The following is a 23,494-nucleotide window of genomic DNA, read 5'->3' as shown; positions in this document are numbered from 1 at the left end:
ATGCTCAGGCCGCCTTCTTCTCGGCCGCGCCAGCGTTCATGGTGCTCTGCTCCACCGCATCGATCGTCGGACGCTCGTAGGAGGAGATGGTCTTGCGGCCGAACTCGATCGCCACCTGCGGCAAGGCGCCGTTCATATACGCAAGCAGCGTCTGCTTGACGATGATGTAGAGGCGGTTCTTCTTTTCGCGCACCGTCTTGATCTTGGTGGCGACCGGACCGACCACCGCATAGGACAGGAAGATGCCGAGGAAGGTTCCGACAAGTGCCGCGCCGATCAGGCCGCCGAGGATTTCCGGCGACTGGTCCAGCGCGCCCATCGCCTTCACCACGCCGAGCACGGCCGCCACGATGCCCAGCGCCGGCAGACCGTCGCCGACCGCGACCATTGCGTGATAGGCTTTCAGCTTGTCGGTGCGGATCGTCTGGATCTCTTCGTCCATCAGTGCTTCGATCTCATGCGAACGGGCATTGCCGATGATGATGATGCGGCAATAGTCGCAGATGAAATTCGTCAGGTCGTGGTTCTTCAGCACGGTCGGAAAGGCCTGGAAGATGGCCGACTCTTCCGGATTGTCGATATGCGCCTCGACCTCGCTGCGCGACTTCGAGCGCAATTCGCGCATCAGGCTGTGCAGGACGCCCAGCGTCTCCAGGTAGTCGCGCTCCTTCGGCACCGCCTGCTTGAAGGCCTCGAGAATGCCCTTGCCGGTGTCCTTGACCGTCTTCATCGGATTGGCGACGAGGAAGGTCCCGAGCGCGGCGCCGCAGATGACCACCGCCTCCCAAGGCTGCAGCAGCACATGCAGATGCCCGCCCATGGCCATGAAGCCGCCGAGAACGCAGCCGAGCGTCACCACAAGTCCGATCAGAATGCCCACGACAGGTCCTTCCGCATGTCACGTCGTGGATCAGGGATAGTCCTCGTGCCTTGTGTGAGGCTTGAATCGAAGGCAGCGAACGCGATTCAGCTTCGCGCAAGGAAGTGACGCTATTGTGCAGGGATAGCTTCGGCCGGAGGCGTCTCCTTGCTCAGTACCTACACCAGCTACCAGTTGATCGCCAAAGACATCAACAAATCGATCACCCAGGTCGAGCAACAGCCGACGGTCGATCGCGATACGCAATATTATCTGGCCAATATCGGCAAGGTTAAATCGATCGACGATTTCGTAAACAACGACCGCCTGTTCAAATATGCCATGAAGGCTTACGGACTGGAGGACATGGACTATGCCAAGGCCTTCATGGTCAAGGCGCTGAAGGAAGGCGTCTCCAACACCGACAGCTTCGCCAACAAGCTGACCGACAAGCGCTACGCCCAGTTCGTCGCTGCCTTCAACTTCGCCGCCGATGGCGCCAATGCGACGGTCTACAACCCGACGCAGCAGCAGGTTACAGCGAACTACGCTGCACAGGCCGAGATCGCCGGCCTCGATCCGAATTCGGACTATGTGAAAGGCGAGACGACCTACTATCTCGCCAACATCACCAAGGTGAAGTCGATCGACGACCTGATGTCGAACGACCGGCTCTACACTTACGCGCTGGCCGCGTTCGGCCTGGATTCGGCCACCGAGAACAAGGACCTGATCAAGTCCGTCCTGCAAGGCGGCGTGAAGGATCCCAAAAGCGTCGCCAACCAGCAAACCAACAAGGCCTATGCCGGGCTCGCCGCTGCTTTCAACTTCGCGCAATACGGCGACACGACCACCACTCGCGTTGCGGCGCAGCAGCCGACCGTCGACATGTATCTGCGCCAGACATTGGAAGAGAATGCCGGCCAGAGCAACGAAGGCGTTCGGTTGGCGCTCTATTTCCAGCGCAAGGCGCCCGACATCACCAGCTGGTACGACGTGCTGGCCGACACCGCTTTGGCCAGCGTGGTGCGCAGCGCGCTCGGCCTGCCCGATTCCTTCGCCACCGCCGACGTCGACAAGCAGGCGCAGTTGTTCGGGCAGAAGCTCGACATCAAGGACTTCACCGACCCGGCCAAGCTCAGCAAGTTCCTGACCCGCTTCACCAGCATGTACGAGATCGCCCATCCGACCTCGACGGCCGTGACGTCGGTCAGCGTGCTCTTCGCGCAGCCGACCACCGTCGGCATCTCTACCGATCTGATGATGGCCATGCAGCAGTTGAAGTTCTGAGAAGATCATGCAGGACAGCCTTTACGTCGCCCTTTCCTCCCAGATCGCGCTCGAGCGTCGTCTCGACACCATCGCCGATAACGTCGCCAACGCCTCGACCATCGGCTTTCGCGCCACCGGAGTGAAGTTCGAGGACGTGGTCTCGGGCACCGGGTCGAAGTCGGTCTCCTTCGCCTCCTCCGGCAAGACCTACCTGTCCGGTGCGCATGGCGCGCTGACCGAGACCGGCAACCCGTTCGACTTCGCCATCCAGGGCAACGCCTGGTTCGCCATCGACACGCCAGCCGGCACGGTGATGACGCGCGACGGCCGTTTCTCCATGAACGAGAACGGTGAACTGATGTCGATCGAAGGCTATCCGGTGTTGGACAGCGGCGGCGCTCCGATCCAGCTCGATCCGCGCAACGGCCCGCCCAAGGCAGGCGCCGACGGCTCGCTCAGGCAGAACGACCAGTTGGTCGGAGCCCTCGGCCTCTACGATTTCGACCCCGGCGAGAATTTCGTCCGCTATGGCAATTCGGGCATCGTTCCGGCGCGCACGCCCGAACCTGTCACCGATCGCTCGGACGTCGGCGTCGCTCAAGGGTTTCTGGAAGAGTCGAACGTCAACCCAGTGCTGGAAATGACCCGGCTGATCCAGGTGCAGCGCGCTTTCGAGAACACGGCGGCGCTGATGCGGCAGACCGATTCCTCCACCGACGACGCGATCAAGACGCTCGGCTCGAAGTGACGGCATGACGACCGGCTCGTCCCTGTTGCGCGCTTCGGAGAGCCCGGCGGATACCGGGCACACGGACAGGCTGGCCGCGCTCGAACGCGTCTGGCGGCGGTTCGACGATCCGCAGGCGCTGCTTGCGCGCGGCGGCCGCGTCGCCGAGATATCGCCGACGCACTACAAGGTCCGCGGCCTGTCCGGAATTGCCAGGCTCGGCGACATCGTCGAGCAGCGCGGCAAGGCCGGCACACGCCGCGGCGAGATCGTCAAGATCGGCAGCGACGAGGTGGTGGTCGCGCCATTCGACCGCAGCGCCGATGCCGGTATCGGCGACGCCGTCTTTCGCCGCGGCCCGCTCGCCGTCACGCCGCATGTCTCCTGGCGCGGGCGCGCCATCGATGCCTTGACCCGCGTCATTGACGGCGGACCGCCGCTGATCAGGCCGAATGCCGCCGAGGTCGGGCATGCCGCGACGCCGGGCGCCCTGGCGCGCCAGCGCGTCGGCACCGGCTTCCTCACCGGCGTCAGGGTGATAGACATCTTCACTCCGCTCTGCTTCGGCCAGCGGCTCGGCATCTTCGCCGGTTCCGGCGTCGGCAAGTCGACGCTGCTTGCGATGCTGGCCGGCGCCGAGGCTTTCGATACGGTGGTCGTGGCGCTGATCGGCGAGCGCGGCCGCGAGGTGCGCGAATTCCTCGAGGACACGATCGGCGCCGAGAGCATGGCCAAGACCGTCGCCGTCGTCGCCACCAGCGACGAAAGCGCCATGATGCGCCGCCGCGCGCCCGACACCGCCATGTGCGTGGCCGAGCATTTCCGCGACCAAGGCCATCGCGTGCTCTTGGTGCTGGATTCCATCACCCGCTTCGCGCATGCGTTGCGCGAGGTGGCGACCGGAACCGGCGAGCCGCCGGTCGCGCGCGGCTATCCGGCCTCGGTCTTCACCGACCTGCCGAAGCTGCTCGAACGCGCCGGGCCTGGAGCCGAGGGCCCCGGAGTTAAAGGAAGGGGTTCGATCACCGCCATCATTTCCGTGCTGGTCGACGGCGACGACCACAATGATCCCGTCGCCGACTCGGTGCGCGGCATCCTCGACGGCCATGTCGTGCTCGACCGCTCGCTTGCCGAGCAGGGCCGTTATCCGCCGGTCAATCCGCTGTCGTCGATCTCCCGCCTCGCCGACAAGGCCTGGAGCGCCGAGCAGCGCATGCTGGTGACAAGGCTGAAATCGATGATCGCGCGCTTCGAGGACACGCGCGACATCCGTCTGCTGGGCGCTTATCAAAGCGGTGCCGATGCCGAGCTCGACAACGCGGTGCGCCAGGTGCCGGTGATCTACGAGGCGCTCACGCAATCGCCGAGGGACCGCGCATCGGCCGATCCGTTCGCCGACCTCGCCCGCCATCTCAAGGGGAAGCTGAATGGCGATCAAGGAGACTGAGCTCCAATACACCGAGCGCATGTTGCGCGACATGCTTGCCGAGGCCGAGGCGGCGGAAAGAGCCGAGGCCGACGCGGCAAGGCTTGCCAAGGATAGGGCCGCCCGCGCCAGGACGGAGAAGGCAACAGCGCTTCTGACCAAAGCCGACAGGCCGCATCCACCGCGGACTTCCACCGCCGACGTTGCACAGGCCAGCCGCGATTCCTTGCTCGACGGCCTCTTTCCCCGGACCGAATGGCCGGAGCCGCCGAAAGCCCAGTTCCCGCGCCTGGCCGACAAGAGCGCCGATCGCCGCAGCGATTTCGTCATCGCCGCGCTTGGGATCACGCTCGGCCTGATCTGCGCGTTGTTCCCCTGGTATATCTTCTTCAATCAGGAGCAGTTCGGCGTTCAGGCGATCAAGTTCGGCGGCAGCGGCAGCAATTCCGGACGCGCGGGCGGTGGCGTCGTGGCCGAACGCAGCGGGCCACTGACGGCCAAGGACGTTCCCAACGCCGATATCGACCTGTTCGCCACCGGAACGGTGCAGGACGACCCCGCGCCGCCGCCCGGCGACCAGCCCTTCCCGGCCGCCGCTTCGGAATTCAAGATGGTGCATGTCGCCAACGGTCGCGCCATGATCGAGGACGATACCGGTCTGTGGATCGTCCAGCGTGGCTCTGTCCTGCCCGATTCCAGCCGCGTCGCCTCGATCGAGCAGCGCGGCGGCAAGTGGGTGATCGTCACCAGCGCCGACAAGGTGATCCAGCTCTCCAGGTAACGGCGCCGGGTCGCGTGACCCATCCCGCGCAAGGTCCGCGCAAGACTGGCCGCCTAGTCTTGTGCGTAATTGCCCGGGAGATTCCCATGGAACCCGTAAATCTTTTCGATCTTGCCACGCGGCAGTCGCAATGGCTGGCCGTGCGCCAGTCGGCGATTGCCTCCAACATCGCCAATGCCAACACGCCGGGCTACACGGCCAATGACGTCGAGCCCTTCGAAAAGGTCCTCGACCGGACCGCGGTGACGCTTGCCGCCACGCAGACCGGCCACCTTGGCGCCGAAACGGCCAATGCCGGCTTCAACGTCAAGCCGGAAGACGCTGACGGCGCGATCATGCCTTCGAAGAACACCGTGGTTGTCGAGCAGGAGTTGATGAAGGCCGGCGAGGTCCGCCGCTCCTTCGAGCTCAACACGGCGATCGTCAAAGCCTTCCACTCGATGATGACGATGGTGGTGAAGAGCTGATCATGGACGCCCTTACTGCAGCCCTCAAAGTCGCGGCATCCGGTCTTGGCGCCCAGTCGGAGCGCCTGCGCGTGGTCTCGGAAAACCTCGCCAACGCCCAGTCGACCGGCAGCACGCCGGGCGCCGACCCCTATCGCCGCAAAACGATCACCTTCCAGTCCGAGGTCGACCGCGCGACCGGCGGCTCGCTGGTGGAAGTCAGCGCGATCTCCCGCGACCCTTCGGACTTCCCGATCGAATTCCAACCCGGCAATGAAGCCGCCGACAGCAAAGGGTACGTCAAGATGCCCAACGTCAACACGTTGGTCGAAATGGCCGACATGAGCGAGGCGAACCGCTCCTATGAAGCCAACCTGCAGGTCATCAAGCAGGCTCGCGATCTGATTTCCATGACCATCGACCTGATGAGGAACCAGTAATGATCGGCGGTATCGGGGCAATACAATTCAAAACGGCGGTTGACGGGGCGGAGTCGGCCTCACCCAACCTGCTGCAGGGCGGCATCGGAACGCAGGCCAGCGAAGGCCTCGGCAGCACCTTCGCCGACGTCCTCAGCCAGGCGGCGACGAAGACCGTCAACACGCTGCAGGGCGCCGAGCAGATGTCGATACAGGCGCTCAAGGGCGATGCCGACACGCGCCAGGTCGTCGATGCGGTGATGAGCGCCCAGCAGGCGCTGCAGACCACCATCGCCATCCGCGACAAGGTCGTCTCGGCCTATCTCGAAATCAGCCGCATGAGTATCTAGGACCATGAAAGCCCTTGCCATCGCCGCCACCGGCATGAACGCCCAGCAGACCAACCTGGAAGTCATCGCCAACAACATCGCCAATATCAACACCACCGGCTACAAGCGGGCGCGGGCCGAATTCTCCGACCTGCTCTACCAGGTCGACCGCACGCAGGGCGTGCCCAACCGCTCCAACACCTCGCTGGTGCCGGAAGGCGTCTCGATCGGCCTCGGCGTCAAGACGACGGCGGTGCGCAACGTCCACACGCAAGGTGAATTGGCCAGCACCGGCAACAGTTTCGACCTGGCGTTGACCGGCAGGGGCTGGTTCCAGATCGAGGGCGCCGACGGCGGCACGCTCTACAGCCGCGCCGGCGCTTTCAACACCAATGCCACCGGGCAGCTCGTGACGGTCGACGGCGCCAATGTCATTCCGGCCATCACCGTGCCTACCAACGCCGTCGAGGTGATCGTCAACAAGACCGGCCAGGTTTTTGCCCGCCTGGACGGTCAGACTAACCTCCAGCTTCTCGGACAGCTCCAGATCGCCAACTTCGCCAATGAGGCGGGCCTGGCGCCGCTCGGCGACAACCTCTTCCAGGAAACGGCTGCGTCTGGCCCGGCCAATGTCGGCGTCCCCGGCGATCCCGGCTTCGCCACGATCCAGCAGGGCTATCTCGAATCCTCCAACGTCGATCCGGTCAAGGAAATCACCGAGCTGATCTCCGCCCAGCGCGCCTATGAAATGAACTCCAAGGTCATCCAGGCCGCCGACGACATGGCCTCGGTGGTCTCCAAGAACATCAGGTAACGGACGATGGCCGGGCCGATCTCCTCCGCACTGCGTCGCGCCGCGCTGGCCACGGTCCTGGTGGCCGCGGGCACGCCGGCTTTCGCGCAGGACGCGACCGGCCAGTCGGCGAACCAGATCGCCGCCGGCCAGGCCGTCGGCGAGGCCGTGCTGATCCCCAACAGGGTCATCTATCCCGGCGAGACCATCGAACCCGCCTCGCTCAAGCAGGTGACGCTGATCCCCGGCAAGCACAAGCCGGACGGCATGGCGACGCGTACCGAGGAACTCCAGGGCAAGGTCGCCAAGCGCACGCTCCTGCCCGGCCGCTACATCCCGGTCAGCGCCATCCGCGACGCCTGGCTGGTCGAGCAGGGCGCGTCCGTGCAGGTCTATTTCACCGCCGGCGCGCTCACCATTTCGGCGGCCGGCGTCACGCTGCAGCCAGGCGCCGCCGGCGACCAGATCAAGATCCGCAACATCGACAGCGGCAAGATCATCTCGGGCACGGTGATGGCCGACGGCACCATCCAGGTCGGCGCTTCGTGATGCGCGTGCTTGCCCTCCTGCTGAGCACTGCCATCGGCCTTCAGCCGGCATTGGCGGATGGGCTGACGCCCAAGGCCAAGCGCGAGCTCGCGCAGAAGAACGGCGGCGTCTACGACGATCCGGAATACGATCCGGCAACGACCCAGCGCATGTTCCGGGTCTCGACCGGGCCAAGCACGCTGCCGCCCGGCCAGGTCGCCGCGCGCATCAAGGACATCGCGCAGCTGCAGAGCGCGCGCGACAACCAGCTGGTCGGCTACGGCCTGGTCATCGGCCTTGCCGGAACCGGCGACAGCCTGCGCAACTCGCCCTTCACCGAACAGTCGATCCGCGCCATGCTTGAGAATCTCGGCATCGCCACCGAGGGTGGCAGCGCGCGCGCCAAGAACGTGGCCGCCGTCATCGTCACCGCCAACATGCCGCCCTTCGTCCAGTCGGGCGCCCGCATCGACATCGATGTCTCCTCGATGGGCGACGCCACCTCGCTTGCCGGCGGCACGCTGGTGATGACGCCGCTGAAGGCGGCCGATGGCGAGATCTATGCCGTCGGGCAAGGCTCCGTGATCGTCGGCGGCTTCACCGCCCAAGGCCAGGCCCAGCAGCTGACGCAAGGCGTGCCGACCGCCGGCCGCGTGCCGAACGGCGCCATCGTCGAGCGCGCCGTGCCGGCTGAATTCGACGATCAGGGCGTGCTGACGCTGCAACTGCGCAATCCCGATTTCTCGACCGCCATCCGCATCGCCGACGCCATCAACGACTACACCTCGCAGCGCTTCGGCATGCGCGTCGCCGCCGAGCGCGATGCCCGCACCGTGCAGATCAGACGACCGAAGAACGTCTCCGCCGCGCGTTTCTATGCCGAGATCGAAAATCTGGTCGTCGAATCGGACGCCCCTGCCCGTGTCGTCATCGACGAGCGCACCGGCACCATCGTCATCGGCAACAATGTCAGGATCTCGCGCGTGGCGATCAGCCATGGCACGCTCACCGTGCGCATCACCGAAGCGCCAAGGGTAGTCCAGCCGGAACCCTTCTCCAGGGGCCAGACCGCGGTCGAGCCTTTCACCGCCATCCAGGCGAGCCGGCCCGACGCGCGCGTCGCAGTGCTCGACGGCCCCGATCTCGAAACGCTTGTCTCCGGCCTCAACCGCCTCGGCGTGAAGCCCGACGGCATCATCGCCATCCTGCAGGGCATCAAATCGGCCGGCGCCCTTCAGGCCGACCTGGTTCTCCAATAGGCACGCCGATGAACGCGCTCTTCTCCTCAAAACCGCATCGTCACCTGAGCCTCTGCGCCGCCGGGGTGATCGTTGCTCTGCTGGGTGCGACCGTCGCCCGCGCCGACGAGGTGCGCCAGATATTGCCCGGTGGACAGGCGCCACTTCAGCCGGCCCAGCTCAAGCGCGAGACCGTGCCGGTTCAGCCGGCCGCGCTTGCGGACGGGAAGGCGCCTGACGAAAGCGAGGTACAGCGTTTCTGCTCCAACATCGCGGACGCCGCGCGCGACCGCCGCTACGCTCTTCAGGCCGAGGAATTGAAGCAGCTACAAGCCGGCATCGACGAGCGCATGAAAGCGCTTGAAGCAAAGCGGGCCGAATACGAGGAATGGCTGAAGCGCCGCGAAGTGTTCCTGGCGCGCGCCGAGGACGGCGTCGTCAAGATCTATGCCGGCATGAAGCCCGATGCCGCCGCCGAACGCCTGGCGATGGTCAATGCCGAACTCGCGGCGGCCATCCTGATGAAGCTGGACTCGCGCAAGGCCGGCGTCATCCTGAACGAAATGGACCAGAAGGCGGCGGCGACGCTCACCGGCATCATGGCCAGCGCGGCGCGAAGGGTTGATCCGTCATGAAGTTGAAACTGCTCGCCCTGGTCGCCCTCGCCACCCTGACCGGCTGCGGCACCGATCTCAGGGAGATCAACAGGGAACCCGCTCTGTCGCCGGTCGGTTCCGGCATCAGTGACGGCGGCCCGGGCCCGTACAGCTACCCCGAGCCGCCTGCCTCGCGGCCGAAGAAATTCTCGCTGTGGGACGATCGCCAGAGCCGGCTCTTCACCGATCCGCGCGCGCTGCGCGCCGGCGACATCCTGACCGTCAACATCAAGCTCAACGACAGGGCCAATTTCAAGAACCAGAACGACCGCAGCCGCACCGCCGCGCGCAAGCTCGGCTACGACATCAATCTCGGCTGGGAAAAGGCAAGCACCAGCGGCAAGGGCGACGCCGGCTTGAGCTCCAGCACCGAGACCAATGCCGACGGCGAGATCAAGCGCTCGGAGGACCTCGCCCTCAACGTCGCCGCCGTCGTTACCGAGGTGCTGCCCAACGGCAATCTGATGATCAGGGGCTCGCAGGAGGTTCGCGTCAACTACGAGCTTCGGGTGCTGACCATCGCCGGCATGGTTCGTCCGTCCGACATCGGCGCCGAAAACACCATCCCCTACGAGCGCATCGCCGAGGCGCGCATCTCCTATGGCGGTCGAGGCCGCGTGAGCGAGGTCCAGCAGCCGGCCTATGGCCAGCAGGTCCTCGACCAGGTTCTTCCCTTCTAGGCCCGGGAGAGCGCTGCCATGGCGAATCTCGAGCAGGTCCAGCCCAAGAAGGGACCTTCCCTGGTGATCCAGCTCGCCATGCTGTTGGCCATGACCGGCGCGGCCGTCGGCATGGGCTGGCTTTCCGGCGGCTATCTCAAGCAAGGCGAAACGCCGGCGCCGGTGCCCGCGGCGCCGGAAAATGCCGGCACCGCTGAAAAACTCGCCGAAGGCGGCAAGGCGGTCGCCGGGCCGACACTGGTTCCGCTGGCGGCGATCACCACGAATCTCGCTTCGCCGTCGGACGTCTGGATCCGGCTGGAGACGTCGCTGCTCTACGATGCTCCCCAGCCGCCGGAAATGGCCGAGCAGATCCAGCAGGACCTGCTCGCCTATGTGCGCACACTCAAGCTGCATCAGATCGAAGGCGCCAGCGGCTACCAGCATCTCAAGGCCGATCTCGAGGAGCGCGCGGCGCTGCGCAGCGGCGGCCACGTCAAACAGGTTCTCGTCAGGACGATGCTGCTCGAATGAGAAAGTTCCTTATAGCGACCGCGCTTATCGTCGTCACCACGTCCGTCGCTGCCGCCCAGCAGCTCGATCTTGGCGGCATCGGCAAGGCCGACGGCACGACCGTCGGCTATCTGATCCAGATGTTCGGCCTGCTCACCGTGCTTTCGGTGGCGCCAGGCCTTTTGATCATGGTGACGAGCTTCACCCGCTTCGTCATCGCCTTCTCGATCCTGCGCGCCGGCATCGGTCTGCAATCGACGCCGGCCAACCTGATCCTGATCTCGCTGTCGCTGTTCATGACCTTCTATGTCATGGCGCCGACCTTCGACCAGGCCTGGAACACCGGCGTCAAGCCGTTGATGGACAACCAGATCACGCAGGCCGAGGCGTTCGAGAAGATTTCCGGCCCGTTCCGCGATTTCATGCTGCACAATGTGCGCGACAAGGATTTCGACCTCTTCGCCGACCTCGCCCGCGAGCGTGGCCAGACCGTCTCGCGCGAGACCGTCGACCTGCGCATCCTGGTGCCGGCCTTCATGATCTCGGAGATCCGGCGCGGCTTCGAGATCGGCTTCCTCATCGTCCTGCCGTTCCTCGTCATCGACCTCATCGTCGCCACCGTCACCATGGCCATGGGCATGATGATGCTGCCGCCGACAGTGGTGTCGCTGCCGTTCAAGATCCTGTTCTTCGTGCTGATCGACGGCTGGAACCTTCTGGTCGGCAGCCTGGTGCGATCCTTCACCTGATCGTTTCCCCCGGACCACGCGAAAGCGTGCGCAAAGTCTCGACCGCTTGAGCAAAGTGCGCGCAAGTCTTCCTGACATTATTTTCGATTAACCGTCCCATTTAGGTCTTTGGTAGGGACTTCCCGCCATAGTCGCTCGCAGATGGCGGGTGACCCAGTTGAGCGGTCATTGGCATGATGCCGCACCGTCATACCGGACATGCCGGTATGTCAAAAAAATCCGTGTAAAAATAAGGTACGAGTACCATGGCCAGTATCATGACCAACAGCGCTGCGTTGACCGCGCTGCAGAGCCTCAACAATACCCAGAACCAGCTCCAGACCACCCAGACCCGCATCTCGACGGGTTATCGCGTCTCGCAGGCTTCCGACAACGCCGCTTACTGGTCGATCGCCACCACGATGCGCTCCGACAACCAAGCCATGTCCACCGTTTCGGACGCGCTCGGCCTCGGCGCCTCGAAGGTCGACACCGCCTACACCGGCATGAGCAGCGCGATCACCACGATCAACCAGATCCAGCAGAAGCTGACCGCCTCCTACGGCCAGACGGATGCTTCGAAGGAAAAGACGCAGGTTGAAATCAAAGCTCTTCAGGACCAGCTGAAGGCCTATGCCGACGGCGCCACCTTCTCCGGCACCAACATGCTGTCGGTGTCGACGGCCTCGGGTACCGCTGCCGACGTCAAGATCGTTTCGGCCTTCAACCGCGACGCCACGGGCGCGGTTTCAATCTCGACGATCGACGTCAACGTGGAAAGCATCAAGCTCTATGACGCGGGCGCTGCCCCGACCTCGAAGGGCATTCTCGATGCGGCTCGCCTCGGCACCACCGGCGCTACGACCGCCACGGCACAGAACCCGACCCTGGGCGCCGCTCCCGTAGCCGGCGATACTTATTCGGTTTCCAGCCTGTCCATCTTCACGGGCACCACCGCCGCCAGCGACGCTCAGATCTCGCAGATGATGAACGTCGTCGACGCAGCGCTGAAGGACATGACGACCGCCGCCACCAAGCTCGGCGCCGCCAAGAGCTCGATCGACCTGCAGAAGACCTTCACCTCGAGCCTGATGGACTCCATCGACCGCGGCGTCGGCCAGCTCGTCGATGCCGACATGAACAAGGAATCGACCCGCCTCCAGGCGCTGCAGGTTCAGCAGCAGCTCGGCGTCCAGGCGCTGTCGATCGCCAACGGCTCGTCGCAGTCGATCCTGTCGCTCTTCCGCGGCTGATCGCTCTATATTGACAAGGCCAAAGCATCGGGCCGCGCCAAAAGCGCGGCCCGATTTGCGTTTGCTCAAGGCTCGCGCAACCCTCGTTCCTTAACCTCTCGGAAGCCTACTTTTAACAGGCCATTAACCATATCGCGCTAGGTATGGTTAACCAATCACTTAGGTTGTCGAATCGGCCCGACCGGCACGATCGCAACCGATGGACAGGCCGAACCGGCCTGTGTGGCATGCCGGCTTTTGAGAAGGAGCGAGTTTCTTGGCGAGCATCATGACGAACGCTGCGGCGTTGACTGCACTTCAAAGCCTCAACGCCACCAACAAATCGCTCCAGCAGACACAGGCCAGAATCTCGACCGGCTACCGGGTCTCCGAGGCCGCCGACAACGCCGCCTACTGGTCTATCGCCACCACGATGCGTTCCGACAACTCGGCCCTGTCGACCGTGCAGGACGCGCTCGGACTCGGCGCCTCGAAGGTCGACACCGCCTACACCGGCATGAACAACGTCATTTCGACGATCGGCCAGATCAAGACCAAGCTGCTGTCGAGTGTCGGCCAGTCGGATGCCAACAAGGCTAAGACGCAGACCGAAATCACCGCGCTACAGGCGCAGATGAAGTCGTTTGCCGATGCCGCCACCTTCTCCGGCTCGAATTTCCTTTCGGTGACGTCCAAGCAGGTCGCGGCCGCCAATGACGGCGTCCAGTCCGACGCCAAGATCGTCTCCTCGTTCAACCGCTCGTCGTCCGGCGCCATTTCGCTCGGAACGATCGACATCAATATCGAAAGCACCAAGCTGTTCGACAACGGCCTCTCCACCGACGTCAAGAACCAGGGCATTCTCGATCGCAAGACTTCGATCTACTCCACGGCGGCGGACCAGTCGGCGTATGACGCCGCCTATGCTACCGCCATCGCCGGCGGCGCCACCGACATCGCCGCCAACATTACAGCCCAGGGCGCTGTGTCGGGCACGCCCGTCAAGATCGACAACGTCTCCGCCTTCAATCTCGACATCACGGCAACGGGCGTGACCGACGACATCATCACGCAAATGGTCACCAAGATCGACCATGTCATGAGTCAGCTTACCGACGCCGCCACCGTGCTCGGCGCAGCCAAGAGCTCGATCGACCTGCAGAAGACCTTCACGCAGAGCCTGATGGACTCCATCGACCGCGGCGTCGGCCAACTCGTCGATGCCGACATGAACAAGGAATCGACGCGCCTCCAGGCGCTGCAGGTCCAGCAGCAGCTCGGCATACAATCCCTGTCGATCGCCAACGGCTCCTCGCAGTCGATCCTGCAGCTGTTCAAGAACGGCTAAGCCGCCGGATTATTCCGACCAGCGAAGGGCCGCGCCTGAGGCGCGGCCGTTTTTTCGTTGCTCGACAAGACGCCGGTTCGACACTTTGGCGGCTCTCCGGCGGCACACCTATCATCCTCGCACAAGCTTCGCGGTCTAGTCTTCCGGCGGACAGTCATGCTGGGAGCGGTTGAATCGTGCCGGAACAGATCCAGAGCGTCATCGCGAATTTGAAGAGCTTCGGCGTGCGGCGTCTGGCGCTGATGGGCGGCATCGCTGCCCTGGTGATGGCCGTCATCGGAATCGCTTCCGTCTATCTCAACCGGCCGGCCTATGAGACGCTCTATGTCGGCCTCGATCGTTCCGACGTCAACCAGATCGGCCTGGTGCTGGCCGACGCCGGCATCGGCTTCGATGTCGGCTCCGATGGAACCTCCGTGCTGGTGCCGGCCGGCACCACCGCGCAGGCGCGCATGCTGCTTGCCGAGAAGGGACTGCCGACCAGCACCAATGCCGGCTACGAGCTGTTCGACAATGTCGGCTCGCTCGGCCTCACCTCCTTCATGCAGCAGATCACCCGCGTGCGCGCGCTGGAAGGCGAGATCGCGCGCACCATCCAGTCGATTTCCGGCGTCAAGGCGGCGCGCGTCCACATCGTCATGTCCGAGCGCGCCAATTTCCGCCGCGACGAGCAGCAGCCCTCCGCCTCGGTGGTCATCCGCTATGCCGGCAACGATGCCGAGAAGAGCGCCATGTCGATCCGCCACCTCGTCGCCGCGGCCGTTCCCGGCCTCTCGGCCGACAAGGTGACTGTGCTCGATTCCAACGGCAACCTTTTGGCCGCCGGCGACGACCCGTCCAATACGAGCGCCGCGCGCACGCTCGGCGTTGAGCAGACGGTCGAGGCGCAGATCGGCGACAACATCCGCCGCGCGCTCACCCCTTATCTCGGCCCGGACAATTTCCGCGCCAGCGTCAAGGCCGACGTCAACACCGACACGCGCCAGACCGAGGAGACGATCTTCGATCCGAACTCACGCGTCGAGCGTTCGGTGCAGTCGGTGAAGACCAACGAGGCCAGCAACCAGAAGCAGGCCTCGACCCCGACCAGCGTCGAGCAGAACCTGCCCGAGACACAGACCACCACCACCGAGGGACCGCAATCCACCTCGCAGAACGACCGCAAGGAAGAGATCACCAACTACGAGATCAATTCGAAGAAGATCGCGACCGTTTCGAACGGTTACACGGTCAACAAGATGTCGATCGCGGTCGTCGTCAACCAGGATCGCCTCAAGACCATCCTCGGCAAGGACGCCACCCCGGAGCAGATCGCCAAGCGCGTCGCCGAGATCCAGAAGATGGTCGCCTCGGCGACCGGCTTCGACGACAAGCGCGGCGACATCATCGACGTGTCGGCGGTCGAGTTCATCAACGGCCTCGACGGCGAGCCGATCGATCAGCCTGGCATCCTCGCCTCGATCGGCACCCATGCCGGCACGCTGATCAATGCCGGCGCCTTCATCGTCGTCGTTTTCCTGGTGGCCTTCTTCGGCCTGAAGCCGATGGCCTCCGCGCTGACGGCGTCGGCGAAGCCCGCGGCCATTGCCGGCCCGAGCTTCGACGACGTGCAGCGTTCCTTGCCGACGCCCGATGCGCCCGTCGCGGCGATCACCGCCGAGACCCCGGCCGGCGCCCTGCCCGGCGCGCGCGCCGGCGCAACCCCGCTCGACGACCTGCGCCAGAAGATCCGGCCGGCGCCGCAAGAGCGGCTTGCCCGCATGGTCGACCTCAACGAGGAGCGCACCGCCCAGATCCTGCGCAAATGGGCTGCTGCTCCGGAAGCCGTGGGTTAGGCCGTGGCCTCGGCGCTCTTCGATCTCCTGCCCGATTTTGGTTCGCGGACCCCGCGTGCCAGCCAGCCGCCGTCCGCACGCGCCGCAGAGCATTTGCCTGCCGCCGCGCCGGCGCCGCAGGCCGATATCGGCGCGCTGATCGCCGAGGCGGTGGCCGACGCGGAGGCGACGCTCGAGGCACGCCTTGCGCTCTCCCATCAGGCTGCGCTCGACGCCGAGCGTCAGGCCAGCGACGATGCGGCGAAAGCTTTCCTTGAAAGCTTCGGCGGCGATCTCGGCGCTGCCGTCGCCACGCGCATCAAGGCCATGGAGCAGCGCGTTGCCGAGCTTGCCGGCGCGACCGTCGCGCGCATCCTCGGCGGCCTTCTCAGCGACGATCTGCAGCAACGCTCGCTCCAGGCGCTTTCGCGCACCATCGGCGCCGCTGTCGCCGACAGCGAGGCCGTGCGGATCGGTGTCCGCGGGCCGCTCTCGCTGTTCGAGCCGCTGAAGGCGGCCCTCGGATCCCGCGCCGCCAATCTCGACTTCACCGAGGCGCCGGGCTTCGACCTGACCGTCACCATTGACGAGACGGTGTTCGAAACGCGTATCGCCGAGTGGTCGGCGTCTTTGTCGGAGGTCCTGACATGAGCGCCGTCGACCATGCCGACCCCCGGCACGAGATCATCATCGTCAAGCGCAATCACGACGGTCATGACGAGGATCACCATGGTGGCGTGTGGAAGATCGCCTTCGCCGACTTCATGACGGCGATGATGTGCTTCTTCCTCGTCATGTGGCTGATCAACGCCGCCAACGAGCAGACCAAGGCAGCCGTCGCCAGCTATTTCAATCCGGTCGAGCTGATCGACCGCAACTCCAGCCGCAAGGGCCTGGAGGACCTCGGCGATGGCCCCAGCAAGGTGGGGCTGACCGCGGACAACCCGCAGCAGGGCGCGACCAAGGCGGGCGACAACGGCAAGGGCGGCGCCGGTTCCTCCGAACGCCGACAGACGAAGGACGGGGCCCAGGACGCCCAGCTCTCCGACGAGAAGCTGTTTGCCGACCCCTATGCGGTGCTGGCGGAGATCGCCGCCGATACGGGCGTGATGCAGAACGTCAGCGCCAAGGGCGAAGGCGGTGCCCAGACATCCGGTCCGGCAACAGGCGCCTCCGGCGGCGAATCCTACCGCGATCCGTTCGCGCCGGATTTCTGGTCGCAACAAGTGGCTGCGCCTGATGCCGAGGCTACCGCCGAGCGCGCCAGGATCGACGGCGATCCGGTCAAACCCGGCGACAAGGTCGCCATCGTCGCGGTGCCGAGGGTGAAGGCCATTCCGGCTGCTCCCCCGCTGACGGCCGCGCCGCTGGAACCGCTGGCGGCTACGGAAAAGACCGACGCCAAGAACGGGCCAAAGGTCGCGCTAGGCGAGGCCGAGAAGCCGTCGGCCAAAGGGAACAAGACCGAGAAAGCGCAAGACGCGAAAGCTGAAGTCGACAAGCGCGAGGCTGCAGCGGCCGACACCAAGGCCGAAACGACGAAGGCGGAAAAGACCGAAGCCGAGCAGGCCGCCGACAAAGGTGATAAGGCGCCGAGCAAAGCCGCTCTTCAGGAAGCGGCGGATATCAAGAAAGAACTCGCCAAGGCATTTCTGCCGGGCGAAAAGCTCGCCGCCGGCGTCTCGGTCGAAGCCACCGACAAGGGTGTCGTCATTTCGATCACCGACCAGCTCGATTTCGGCATGTTCGAGATCGGCTCGGCCATGCCGCGGCGCGAGCTGGTGCAGGCGATGGAAAAGATCGGCCAGATCATCAACGAGAAGAAGGGCACAATCACCATTAGCGGCCACACCGATGCGCGGCCGTTCCGTAGCGACGCCTACGACAACTGGCGGCTGTCCACAGCACGCGCCCATTCGGCATACTACATGCTGGTGCGCGGCGGCGTCGACGAAAGCCGCATCACCGAGGTTGCGGGCTTCGCCGACCGGCAGCCCAAGATCGCGTCCGATCCGATGGCGGCCGCGAACCGGCGCATCGAAATCCTGATGGCGGCCGGCGGATGAGGGGCAAAGCCGTCATCGGCCGTGCAATGGAGCACTTCACCGTTTCGTCGAAACGGCGAACCGCTACATGTTTTTGCCTTGGCGCAATTCCGAACGGAAAACCGCGCCACACTTTTCCTGGAATTGCGCTGGCGCTGGCGCTGTTCGCCGCGGGGCCGTCGCCGGCCTTCGCGCAGGATGCCCTGCAGCCCTATCAACTGGTGCGTTCGCTGCAGCTGATCCAGGATCGCATTGCCGGCGGCGATCATGCCGCGATGCCGATGCAGGCAAAACTCCTCGAAATGATCGATGCCCGGATGCGCGCCGCCAATGCCGAGGATTTCAAGGAGCCGAAGAACTTTCGCGCCTTGCTGGTCTACGGCATGAGCGGCGGCAATCCGGTGACGGTCGCGGCGGCGGCTTCGCGGGCGGTGACCGACCCGCAAAGCCTGGCTATCGCCAAAGGCGTCGTCGCCTATCTGAGCGGGCAGCCGGCCGAAGCGATCGAAATGCTGAAGCCGATCGATCCGATGAGCGTGCCCGCCGACCTCGGCGCCTTCCTGGCGCTGGTCAAGGGCTCGCTTCTTTCGGCCGATGACCCGGCGGCAGCGCTTGCGTTCCTCGACGAGGCGCGCTTGCTCAGCCCCGGCACGCTGGTCGAGGAAGCGGCGCTTCGCCGCTCCGTGGGCATCGCGGCCGCGCAGGGCGACGCCGCCCGTTTCGCGCTGGCTTCGACCCAGTATGTCGCGTCCTACCTCTACTCGCCCTACGCCAGCCAGTTCGCCGATGCCTTTGTTTCCGGCGTCATCACGCTGCACATGGCGATCAGCCAGGACAAGATCGCCGACATCACCTCGATGATGGATCCCGAGCGCGAGAAAGTGATCTACCTGCGCATCGCGCGCCGTGCCGCGATCGACGGGATGACCGAGCTCTCGGCCTTCGCCTCGGCCAAGGCGGAACTGGGCCGCAACGGCAACGGCAACCAGGACGACCCGCGCACCCAGCTCTATTCGAGCCTCTCCACCATGACATCGGCCAATGTCGATGAAGTGCGCGCCAAGCTTGGCAAGATCGATCGCGGCAAGCTCTCGCAAAGCGACCGCAACCTGCTCGATGCCGCGCAAGCTGTCGCGGGCGAGGTGATGGCGCCTGTCAAAGCGGCCGCCAATGCCAAAGCCGCATCGAAAACCGTTGCAAAAAGTGACGAGGCGAAATCAGCGACCGAGGCCTCGGCCGACCCGGCCAATGCGGACTTGCCGCCGGTGGAAGGAGCGATGCCCGACCAGCCAGCGGTCGCGGCAAGCAATCCAGCGGTCGCGGCGGCAAGCGACCACGTAAAAGACACGCCCGCGGCTTCGCCGCCCGCCGTCACGCAGCCAGCGCAAGCATCGGCTGAGACGCCGGCGTCGGCGCCAGCATCGACTGACGCCGCGCCGGTGGTGCAGGCATCCGCGCCGGCGACGCCGGATTCGCAAGACCCTGTCGATGCGGCGGTAACGAGCACGCGTCGTCAGCTAGACCAGATCGACCAGCTACTCGGAGCAGCCCCCAAATGACCAGCGTCAACCAGACCCTGCCGGGCTTTGCTTCGACCCAGCCCCGGCAGCACGCCGCCGGCGGTAAAGACAAGGATCAGAATTTCGGGGACCTCGTGAACGGGACGGAAAAGTCCGATCGGCCGCAGGACAAGCACGCGACCGGACCAGTGATGCCGGACGCGCATCCGGCAAGGCGCTCGGCGGCCAATGCCGGCAGGCAGGAGCCGGACCAGGACCCGCAGGAAGGGAAGACCGGCTCGCAGAAAGCAACCACGGGAAAGTCCGCGAAGACCACCGCCCAGGCCAATCAGGCGAAGCCGACGACGGACAAGGGTACTACGGCGCAAACCGACGAGTCCGCGCCGCTGCAGGACCGCTTGCCGTTGCTGATGGCGCTGAGCGACATGAAGCATTTCGCGCAATCGTCGGGCACGGGCGGCAAGGATTCCACCAACGGTGAAGAACCTGTGAGCGACCGCGGATCGCTGGAACTGCGGCTGCGCCCAGGCAAGCGCGCGGCGGCCGACAATTCCCTGGAGCCGCAGTCGCGGTCCGCCCGTTCGACGACGGCGGAAGAGTCCGGGCCCGACTTCGGACAGAAGCCGGTGAAGACGCAAATGGCTCTCGATGTGCCGGGCCGTCATGACGCCAATACCTTGCCGGTGCAGGGGAACGAGCCGACGGCCGATAGCCCGTTGCCCCCGCAAGGCTGGCGGCCGGCTTCCGTCTCCAAGGCCTCGCAACAATCGCAGTCGACCGCGCAGCAGGCTCCGGCCAAGCCATCCTCCTCCCCCACGCGCATGGACGTCGTCAGCCAGCAGAGCTTCCCGGCGCCGGCGCAAAACCCGATCGGCCAGACGGCATCGGCGCTGGTTGAAGCGCTTGCCTCCGACAAGGGCGTTCAGCAGGCCTTTGCAAGCGCCCCGGCAGGCTTGCAGACGACCAATTCTGTTGCCGTTCCGACACATGTGCTGAAGATCGAGCTCCACCCTTCGGAGCTCGGATCGGTCACCGCCAGCCTGCGGCTCTCGGGGGAGCAACTTTCGATTGAGATGAAGCCCGAGACGCACGAGGCATACCGCCGTCTCACCGTCGACAGCGACGCCATCGTCAAGTCGATGCGAAGCCTCGGCTTTGACGTCGACAAGATCACCATCCTGCAACCTTCGATAGCAGCGCATGCGGCCAGCCGCGCCGACGCAAACAGCGCCATGCCCATGTCGACAGGCCGCGACCAGCCTTCGTTCCAGCCCGGGAACTCGGGCGGCAACAACGAGGGCGGCCGGCAACCGGGAAGGAACGATGGCAATGGCGCACAGGAATTCGGTCGTGCCGCTTCGCCTCTTCGCGAGCGTGCTGACGACGATATGTATATCTAGTTTCGCCGCCAGCGCGGCCAGCGCCGCCGCCAATCCCTGCGAGCCCGAGATCCTGCGCGCCGCCGATCGCTACGGCGTGCCGGCCGGCATCCTCTATGCGGTCGGTCTGACCGAAACCGGGAAGAAGGGCAGCCTTCAGCCTAATGCCTTGAATATAGAAGGAAAAGCTCTCTTTCCCCGCAGCCGCGGTGAAGCGCTCGCCGCATTCGAGAATGCGCGTCGCGAGGGCAAGACGCTGATCGATCTCGGCTGCATGCAGATCAACCATCGCTATCACGGCGCGCAGTTCCGCAGCGTCGAGGATATGCTCGACCCGCATCAGAATGTCGACTATGCGGCGCGCTTCCTGGTGAGCCTGCATGCCAGGCATATGACCTGGTCGATGGCCGTCGCCCGCTATCACGCCGGCCCCGACAACGACCCGGCGCAGAAGGTCTATGTCTGCCGTGTCATCGCCAACATGGTCGCCACCGGCTTCGGCAAATGGACGCCGAACGCCAGCGCCTTCTGCAATCAGTAATTGCAGTCCTCGAACGCCGACCGACCTTCGCCGCCTATCCGCCAGCCCCAATATTCATCGGCCAAAAGTGGGGGCAAATACACCTGCTGCAACCGCCTTTATTACGGCTCTCAAAAAAACTCCCAAGAAAATAGCTACAAGAAATGATGGTTTTTCAGGATTCGTCGAGCCGGGTACCCCTTTCCGCACGGGGCAAATGAATTGATTCGGAGGGCGGGCCGATGATCGTGATCGTTGACGAGCGGGAGCTCGTGACAGACGGCTACTCTTCACTTTTCGATCGCGAGGGCGTGGCCACGGCCGGCTTTGCGCCGGGCGAATTCGGCGAATGGGTAAGTTCCGCCGCCGACACCGATCTCAGATCCGTCAGGGCCTTTCTCATCGGCGACTGCCGCGACGGCGCGATATCGCCGCGCCAGATCCGCGACCGCACCGGCGCGCCGGTAATCGCGCTCAGCGAACAGCACTCGCTCGAACATACGCTGCGGCTGTTCGAAAGCGGCGTCGACGACGTCGTCCGCAAGCCTGTCCATATCCGCGAAATTCTCGCCCGCATAACCGCCATCCGCCGTCGCGGCTCCGAAGAAGCCGCCTACACCGAAGTCGGGTCGATGCGCATCTTCATGGACGGCCGCGATCCGGAGATCGACGGCGAGCCGCTGCCGCTGCCGCGGCGTGAGCGGCGCATCCTGGAATATCTGGCCAGCAACCGCGGCCGGCGCGTAACCAAGACGCAGGTCTTCAACGCCATCTACGGCATCTTCGACGAGGAGGTCGAGGAGAACGTGGTGGAGAGCCACATCTCGAAGCTGCGCAAGAAGCTGCGCGAGAAGCTTGGTCGCGACCCGATCGATTCCAAGAGGTTCCTCGGCTACCGGCTAGTGTTTTGATGGCCGTCCAAGGCACATCCCGCGCCAGCCTCGCGCAAGACACGAGGCATAGTTTTATGGCCTCCTACCCAGGCACTGCGGAGATCGATCGATGAGCCTCTACGGAATGATGCGAACCGGCGTTTCCGGTATGAACGCGCAGGCCAACCGCCTCTCCGCGGTGGCCGACAACATCGCCAACTCGGACACCACCGGCTACAAGCGCTCTTCGGCCGAGTTCTCGTCCCTGATCATGCCCAACACCGGAGGCGCCTATAATTCGGGTGGCGTGACGACGACGATCCGCTCCGCCGTCAGCACGCAGGGCGTCATGACCTACACCACCTCGGTGTCCGACCTTGCCGTCAACGGCGACGGCTTCTTCGTGGTTCAGGACGCCGCCGGCACGCCCTATCTTACCCGCGCCGGCTCCTTCGTTCCGGATGCGCAGGGCCAGTTGGTCAATGCCGCGGGCTACCAGCTGATGGCCTACAGTTACGCCAATGGCGATCCTGCGGCGACCGCCAACGGCTTCGAAGGCCTCGTGCCGGTGCAGATCTCCGACCAGCAGATGACGGCGACGCCGAGCACCGAAGGCACCTTCAGCGGCAACCTGCCCGCGGGCGCCACCCCGCCTGCCGGCCCGCTGCCGTCCAGCAACAGCGCGACCGCCGAATACACGTCGAAAACCTCGCTGGTCGCCTACGACAATCTCGGCAACAAGAAGCTGCTCGACGTCTATTTCACCAACACCGGCGCCGGCACCTGGGAGGTTTCGGTCTTCGATCAGTCGAAGGCGACGCCCGGCACTTCCTTCCCCTATGCCGGCGGCGCGCTGGCATCGACGAACCTCACCTTCGACACCACCACGGGTAAGCTCACCGGCGCGACGAACAGCATCTCCTTCACCGTGCCGGGGGGCTCGACGCTGAACCTCGATCTCTCCAAGGTGACCCAGCTCGGCACCGGCTTCACGGTCGCCGACGCCAAGGTCAACGGCAATGCGCCGAGCTCCATCCAGAAGGTCCAGATCGGCCAGGACGGCATCATCTACGCGCAGTTCGCGGACGGCTCGACCAAGGCGCTGTACAAGATCCCGCTGGCCGACGTTCAGAGCCCCGACAACCTCACCGCCATGCCCGGCAACGTCTATGTGCAGAGCACCGACTCCGGCGCCGTACACATCGGCTTTGCCAATGAGGGCAAGCTCGGCTCCATCGTCTCCGGGGCGCTTGAAAACTCCAACGTCGATATCGCCGAGGAACTGACCAACATGATTGCGGCGCAGCGCAGCTACACCGCCAATTCCAAGGTCTTCCAGACCGGCTCGGACCTGATGGACGTCCTCGTCAACCTGAAGAGATAAACGACG

General features: G+C 64.7%; 25 protein-coding genes. 24 read left to right on the top strand and 1 reads right to left on the bottom strand.

All coding sequences use genetic code 11. The features are described from left to right. Window positions 1-4 precede the first annotated feature (4 nt). Entirely contained in the window at window positions 5-880 is an 876-nt protein-coding gene (motA, locus tag AC0YKC_RS10435) for a flagellar motor stator protein MotA (protein ID WP_112096303.1), read from the bottom strand. A 147-nt stretch (window positions 881-1,027) separates the two neighbouring features. Here motA and AC0YKC_RS10430 point away from each other — a divergent pair, with 147 nt between their 5' ends. The 24 genes from AC0YKC_RS10430 to AC0YKC_RS10315 all read left to right on the top strand — a co-directional run bounded on the left by AC0YKC_RS10430 (window position 1,028) and on the right by AC0YKC_RS10315 (window position 23,488). Beyond that, window positions 1,028-2,149, top strand: coding sequence for a DUF1217 domain-containing protein (locus AC0YKC_RS10430; protein ID WP_488511002.1), 1,122 nt, complete (start codon window positions 1,028-1,030; stop codon window positions 2,147-2,149). Window positions 2,150-2,156: 7 nt separating this feature from the next. Further along, a complete protein-coding gene (gene flgF / locus AC0YKC_RS10425; RefSeq protein ID WP_320293198.1) occupies window positions 2,157-2,879 on the top strand; it encodes a flagellar basal-body rod protein FlgF in 723 nt (240 codons plus the stop codon). A 4-nt stretch (window positions 2,880-2,883) separates the two neighbouring features. Further along, complete coding sequence (fliI, locus tag AC0YKC_RS10420; RefSeq protein WP_488511001.1) at window positions 2,884-4,305, top strand: flagellar protein export ATPase FliI; 1,422 nt, start codon at window positions 2,884-2,886, stop codon at window positions 4,303-4,305. Next, window positions 4,286-5,065 carry a hypothetical protein gene (locus tag AC0YKC_RS10415; protein WP_488511000.1) on the top strand — a complete coding sequence of 260 codons (780 nt, stop codon included), beginning with the start codon at window positions 4,286-4,288 and terminating at the stop codon, window positions 5,063-5,065. Before fliI ends, AC0YKC_RS10415 begins: the two co-directional genes overlap by 20 nt. Before the next feature lie 86 nt (window positions 5,066-5,151). After that, entirely contained in the window at window positions 5,152-5,532 is a 381-nt protein-coding gene (gene flgB, locus AC0YKC_RS10410; RefSeq protein ID WP_320293195.1) for a flagellar basal body rod protein FlgB, read from the top strand. A gap of 2 nt (window positions 5,533-5,534) precedes the next feature. Further along, window positions 5,535-5,951 (top strand): flagellar basal body rod protein FlgC, encoded by a 417-nt coding sequence (gene flgC / locus AC0YKC_RS10405; RefSeq protein WP_434723840.1) that lies wholly within the window; start codon window positions 5,535-5,537, stop codon window positions 5,949-5,951. Further along, window positions 5,951-6,280, top strand: coding sequence for a flagellar hook-basal body complex protein FliE (gene fliE, locus AC0YKC_RS10400; protein ID WP_320293193.1), 330 nt, complete (start codon window positions 5,951-5,953; stop codon window positions 6,278-6,280). Before flgC ends, fliE begins: the two co-directional genes overlap by 1 nt. A 4-nt stretch (window positions 6,281-6,284) precedes the next feature. Then, entirely contained in the window at window positions 6,285-7,073 is a 789-nt protein-coding gene (gene flgG, locus AC0YKC_RS10395; RefSeq protein WP_320293192.1) for a flagellar basal-body rod protein FlgG, read from the top strand. A gap of 6 nt (window positions 7,074-7,079) precedes the next feature. Next, window positions 7,080-7,601: a flagellar basal body P-ring formation chaperone FlgA gene (gene flgA / locus AC0YKC_RS10390; protein ID WP_488510999.1), complete on the top strand. Its 522-nt coding sequence runs from the start codon at window positions 7,080-7,082 to the stop codon at window positions 7,599-7,601. Between the two features lie 149 nt (window positions 7,602-7,750). After that, a complete protein-coding gene (locus AC0YKC_RS10385; protein WP_320293759.1) occupies window positions 7,751-8,839 on the top strand; it encodes a flagellar basal body P-ring protein FlgI in 1,089 nt (362 codons plus the stop codon). An 8-nt stretch (window positions 8,840-8,847) separates the two neighbouring features. After that, window positions 8,848-9,453 carry a MotE family protein gene (locus tag AC0YKC_RS10380; protein WP_488510998.1) on the top strand — a complete coding sequence of 202 codons (606 nt, stop codon included), beginning with the start codon at window positions 8,848-8,850 and terminating at the stop codon, window positions 9,451-9,453. Further along, the gene (flgH, locus tag AC0YKC_RS10375) at window positions 9,450-10,154 is read left to right on the top strand and encodes a flagellar basal body L-ring protein FlgH (RefSeq protein ID WP_320293189.1); all 705 of its coding nucleotides are present in this window, start codon (window positions 9,450-9,452) and stop codon (window positions 10,152-10,154) included. The genes AC0YKC_RS10380 and flgH overlap by 4 nt, the downstream gene beginning before the upstream one ends. 18 nt (window positions 10,155-10,172) lie before the next feature. Next, a complete protein-coding gene (locus AC0YKC_RS10370; RefSeq protein ID WP_488510997.1) occupies window positions 10,173-10,667 on the top strand; it encodes a flagellar basal body-associated FliL family protein in 495 nt (164 codons plus the stop codon). Then, the gene (gene fliP, locus AC0YKC_RS10365) at window positions 10,664-11,395 is read left to right on the top strand and encodes a flagellar type III secretion system pore protein FliP (RefSeq protein WP_040997123.1); all 732 of its coding nucleotides are present in this window, start codon (window positions 10,664-10,666) and stop codon (window positions 11,393-11,395) included. The genes AC0YKC_RS10370 and fliP overlap by 4 nt, the downstream gene beginning before the upstream one ends. Window positions 11,396-11,640: 245 nt before the next feature. Then, window positions 11,641-12,627, top strand: a complete 987-nt coding sequence (locus tag AC0YKC_RS10360) for a flagellin N-terminal helical domain-containing protein (protein WP_320293186.1) — start codon at window positions 11,641-11,643, stop codon at window positions 12,625-12,627. A 256-nt stretch (window positions 12,628-12,883) separates the two neighbouring features. Next, the gene (locus tag AC0YKC_RS10355) at window positions 12,884-13,954 is read left to right on the top strand and encodes a flagellin N-terminal helical domain-containing protein (RefSeq protein WP_434723844.1); all 1,071 of its coding nucleotides are present in this window, start codon (window positions 12,884-12,886) and stop codon (window positions 13,952-13,954) included. Between the two features lie 176 nt (window positions 13,955-14,130). Further along, window positions 14,131-15,789 carry a flagellar basal-body MS-ring/collar protein FliF gene (fliF, locus tag AC0YKC_RS10350; protein ID WP_434723845.1) on the top strand — a complete coding sequence of 553 codons (1,659 nt, stop codon included), beginning with the start codon at window positions 14,131-14,133 and terminating at the stop codon, window positions 15,787-15,789. A gap of 3 nt (window positions 15,790-15,792) precedes the next feature. Then, window positions 15,793-16,419, top strand: coding sequence for a hypothetical protein (locus AC0YKC_RS10345; protein ID WP_434723846.1), 627 nt, complete (start codon window positions 15,793-15,795; stop codon window positions 16,417-16,419). Beyond that, the gene (locus AC0YKC_RS10340) at window positions 16,416-17,834 is read left to right on the top strand and encodes a MotB family protein (protein WP_488510996.1); all 1,419 of its coding nucleotides are present in this window, start codon (window positions 16,416-16,418) and stop codon (window positions 17,832-17,834) included. The genes AC0YKC_RS10345 and AC0YKC_RS10340 overlap by 4 nt, the downstream gene beginning before the upstream one ends. Next, window positions 17,831-19,372 carry a chemotaxis protein MotC gene (locus tag AC0YKC_RS10335; RefSeq protein ID WP_488510995.1) on the top strand — a complete coding sequence of 514 codons (1,542 nt, stop codon included), beginning with the start codon at window positions 17,831-17,833 and terminating at the stop codon, window positions 19,370-19,372. The genes AC0YKC_RS10340 and AC0YKC_RS10335 overlap by 4 nt, the downstream gene beginning before the upstream one ends. Next, entirely contained in the window at window positions 19,369-20,733 is a 1,365-nt protein-coding gene (fliK, locus tag AC0YKC_RS10330; protein ID WP_488510994.1) for a flagellar hook-length control protein FliK, read from the top strand. Before AC0YKC_RS10335 ends, fliK begins: the two co-directional genes overlap by 4 nt. Further along, the gene (locus AC0YKC_RS10325) at window positions 20,663-21,253 is read left to right on the top strand and encodes a transglycosylase SLT domain-containing protein (RefSeq protein WP_488510993.1); all 591 of its coding nucleotides are present in this window, start codon (window positions 20,663-20,665) and stop codon (window positions 21,251-21,253) included. The genes fliK and AC0YKC_RS10325 overlap by 71 nt, the downstream gene beginning before the upstream one ends. A 221-nt stretch (window positions 21,254-21,474) precedes the next feature. After that, the gene (locus AC0YKC_RS10320; RefSeq protein ID WP_434723850.1) at window positions 21,475-22,143 is read left to right on the top strand and encodes a response regulator transcription factor; all 669 of its coding nucleotides are present in this window, start codon (window positions 21,475-21,477) and stop codon (window positions 22,141-22,143) included. Window positions 22,144-22,234: 91 nt separating this feature from the next. Further along, window positions 22,235-23,488, top strand: coding sequence for a flagellar hook protein FlgE (locus AC0YKC_RS10315; protein ID WP_488510992.1), 1,254 nt, complete (start codon window positions 22,235-22,237; stop codon window positions 23,486-23,488). The last annotated feature ends 6 nt before the right edge of the window (window positions 23,489-23,494 follow it).

Source organism: Mesorhizobium sp. CNPSo 4661, assembly GCF_057784215.1.
The sequence above is the reverse complement of the archived record's forward strand: the minus strand, read 5'-3'. Positions and strand labels throughout refer to the sequence as shown.

Bases quoted from the DNA above. Each gene is read 5' to 3' on its own strand.
- AC0YKC_RS10320 (WP_434723850.1), top strand. From the start codon at position 21,475: ATGATCGTGATCGTTGACGAGCGGGAGCTCGTGACAGACGGCTACTCT.
- AC0YKC_RS10325 (WP_488510993.1), top strand. From the start codon at position 20,663: ATGGCGCACAGGAATTCGGTCGTGCCGCTTCGCCTCTTCGCGAGCGTG.
- AC0YKC_RS10315 (WP_488510992.1), top strand. From the start codon at position 22,235: ATGAGCCTCTACGGAATGATGCGAACCGGCGTTTCCGGTATGAACGCG.
- flgB (WP_320293195.1), top strand. From the start codon at position 5,152: ATGGAACCCGTAAATCTTTTCGATCTTGCCACGCGGCAGTCGCAATGG.
- flgA (WP_488510999.1), top strand. From the start codon at position 7,080: ATGGCCGGGCCGATCTCCTCCGCACTGCGTCGCGCCGCGCTGGCCACG.
- fliE (WP_320293193.1), top strand. From the start codon at position 5,951: ATGATCGGCGGTATCGGGGCAATACAATTCAAAACGGCGGTTGACGGG.
- AC0YKC_RS10415 (WP_488511000.1), top strand. From the start codon at position 4,286: ATGGCGATCAAGGAGACTGAGCTCCAATACACCGAGCGCATGTTGCGC.
- AC0YKC_RS10340 (WP_488510996.1), top strand. From the start codon at position 16,416: ATGAGCGCCGTCGACCATGCCGACCCCCGGCACGAGATCATCATCGTC.
- flgH (WP_320293189.1), top strand. From the start codon at position 9,450: ATGAAGTTGAAACTGCTCGCCCTGGTCGCCCTCGCCACCCTGACCGGC.
- fliP (WP_040997123.1), top strand. From the start codon at position 10,664: ATGAGAAAGTTCCTTATAGCGACCGCGCTTATCGTCGTCACCACGTCC.
- flgG (WP_320293192.1), top strand. From the start codon at position 6,285: ATGAAAGCCCTTGCCATCGCCGCCACCGGCATGAACGCCCAGCAGACC.
- fliK (WP_488510994.1), top strand. From the start codon at position 19,369: ATGACCAGCGTCAACCAGACCCTGCCGGGCTTTGCTTCGACCCAGCCC.
- fliI (WP_488511001.1), top strand. From the start codon at position 2,884: ATGACGACCGGCTCGTCCCTGTTGCGCGCTTCGGAGAGCCCGGCGGAT.
- AC0YKC_RS10385 (WP_320293759.1), top strand. From the start codon at position 7,751: ATGTTCCGGGTCTCGACCGGGCCAAGCACGCTGCCGCCCGGCCAGGTC.
- AC0YKC_RS10380 (WP_488510998.1), top strand. From the start codon at position 8,848: ATGAACGCGCTCTTCTCCTCAAAACCGCATCGTCACCTGAGCCTCTGC.
- flgC (WP_434723840.1), top strand. From the start codon at position 5,535: ATGGACGCCCTTACTGCAGCCCTCAAAGTCGCGGCATCCGGTCTTGGC.
- AC0YKC_RS10335 (WP_488510995.1), top strand. From the start codon at position 17,831: ATGAGGGGCAAAGCCGTCATCGGCCGTGCAATGGAGCACTTCACCGTT.
- AC0YKC_RS10360 (WP_320293186.1), top strand. From the start codon at position 11,641: ATGGCCAGTATCATGACCAACAGCGCTGCGTTGACCGCGCTGCAGAGC.
- flgF (WP_320293198.1), top strand. From the start codon at position 2,157: ATGCAGGACAGCCTTTACGTCGCCCTTTCCTCCCAGATCGCGCTCGAG.
- AC0YKC_RS10370 (WP_488510997.1), top strand. From the start codon at position 10,173: ATGGCGAATCTCGAGCAGGTCCAGCCCAAGAAGGGACCTTCCCTGGTG.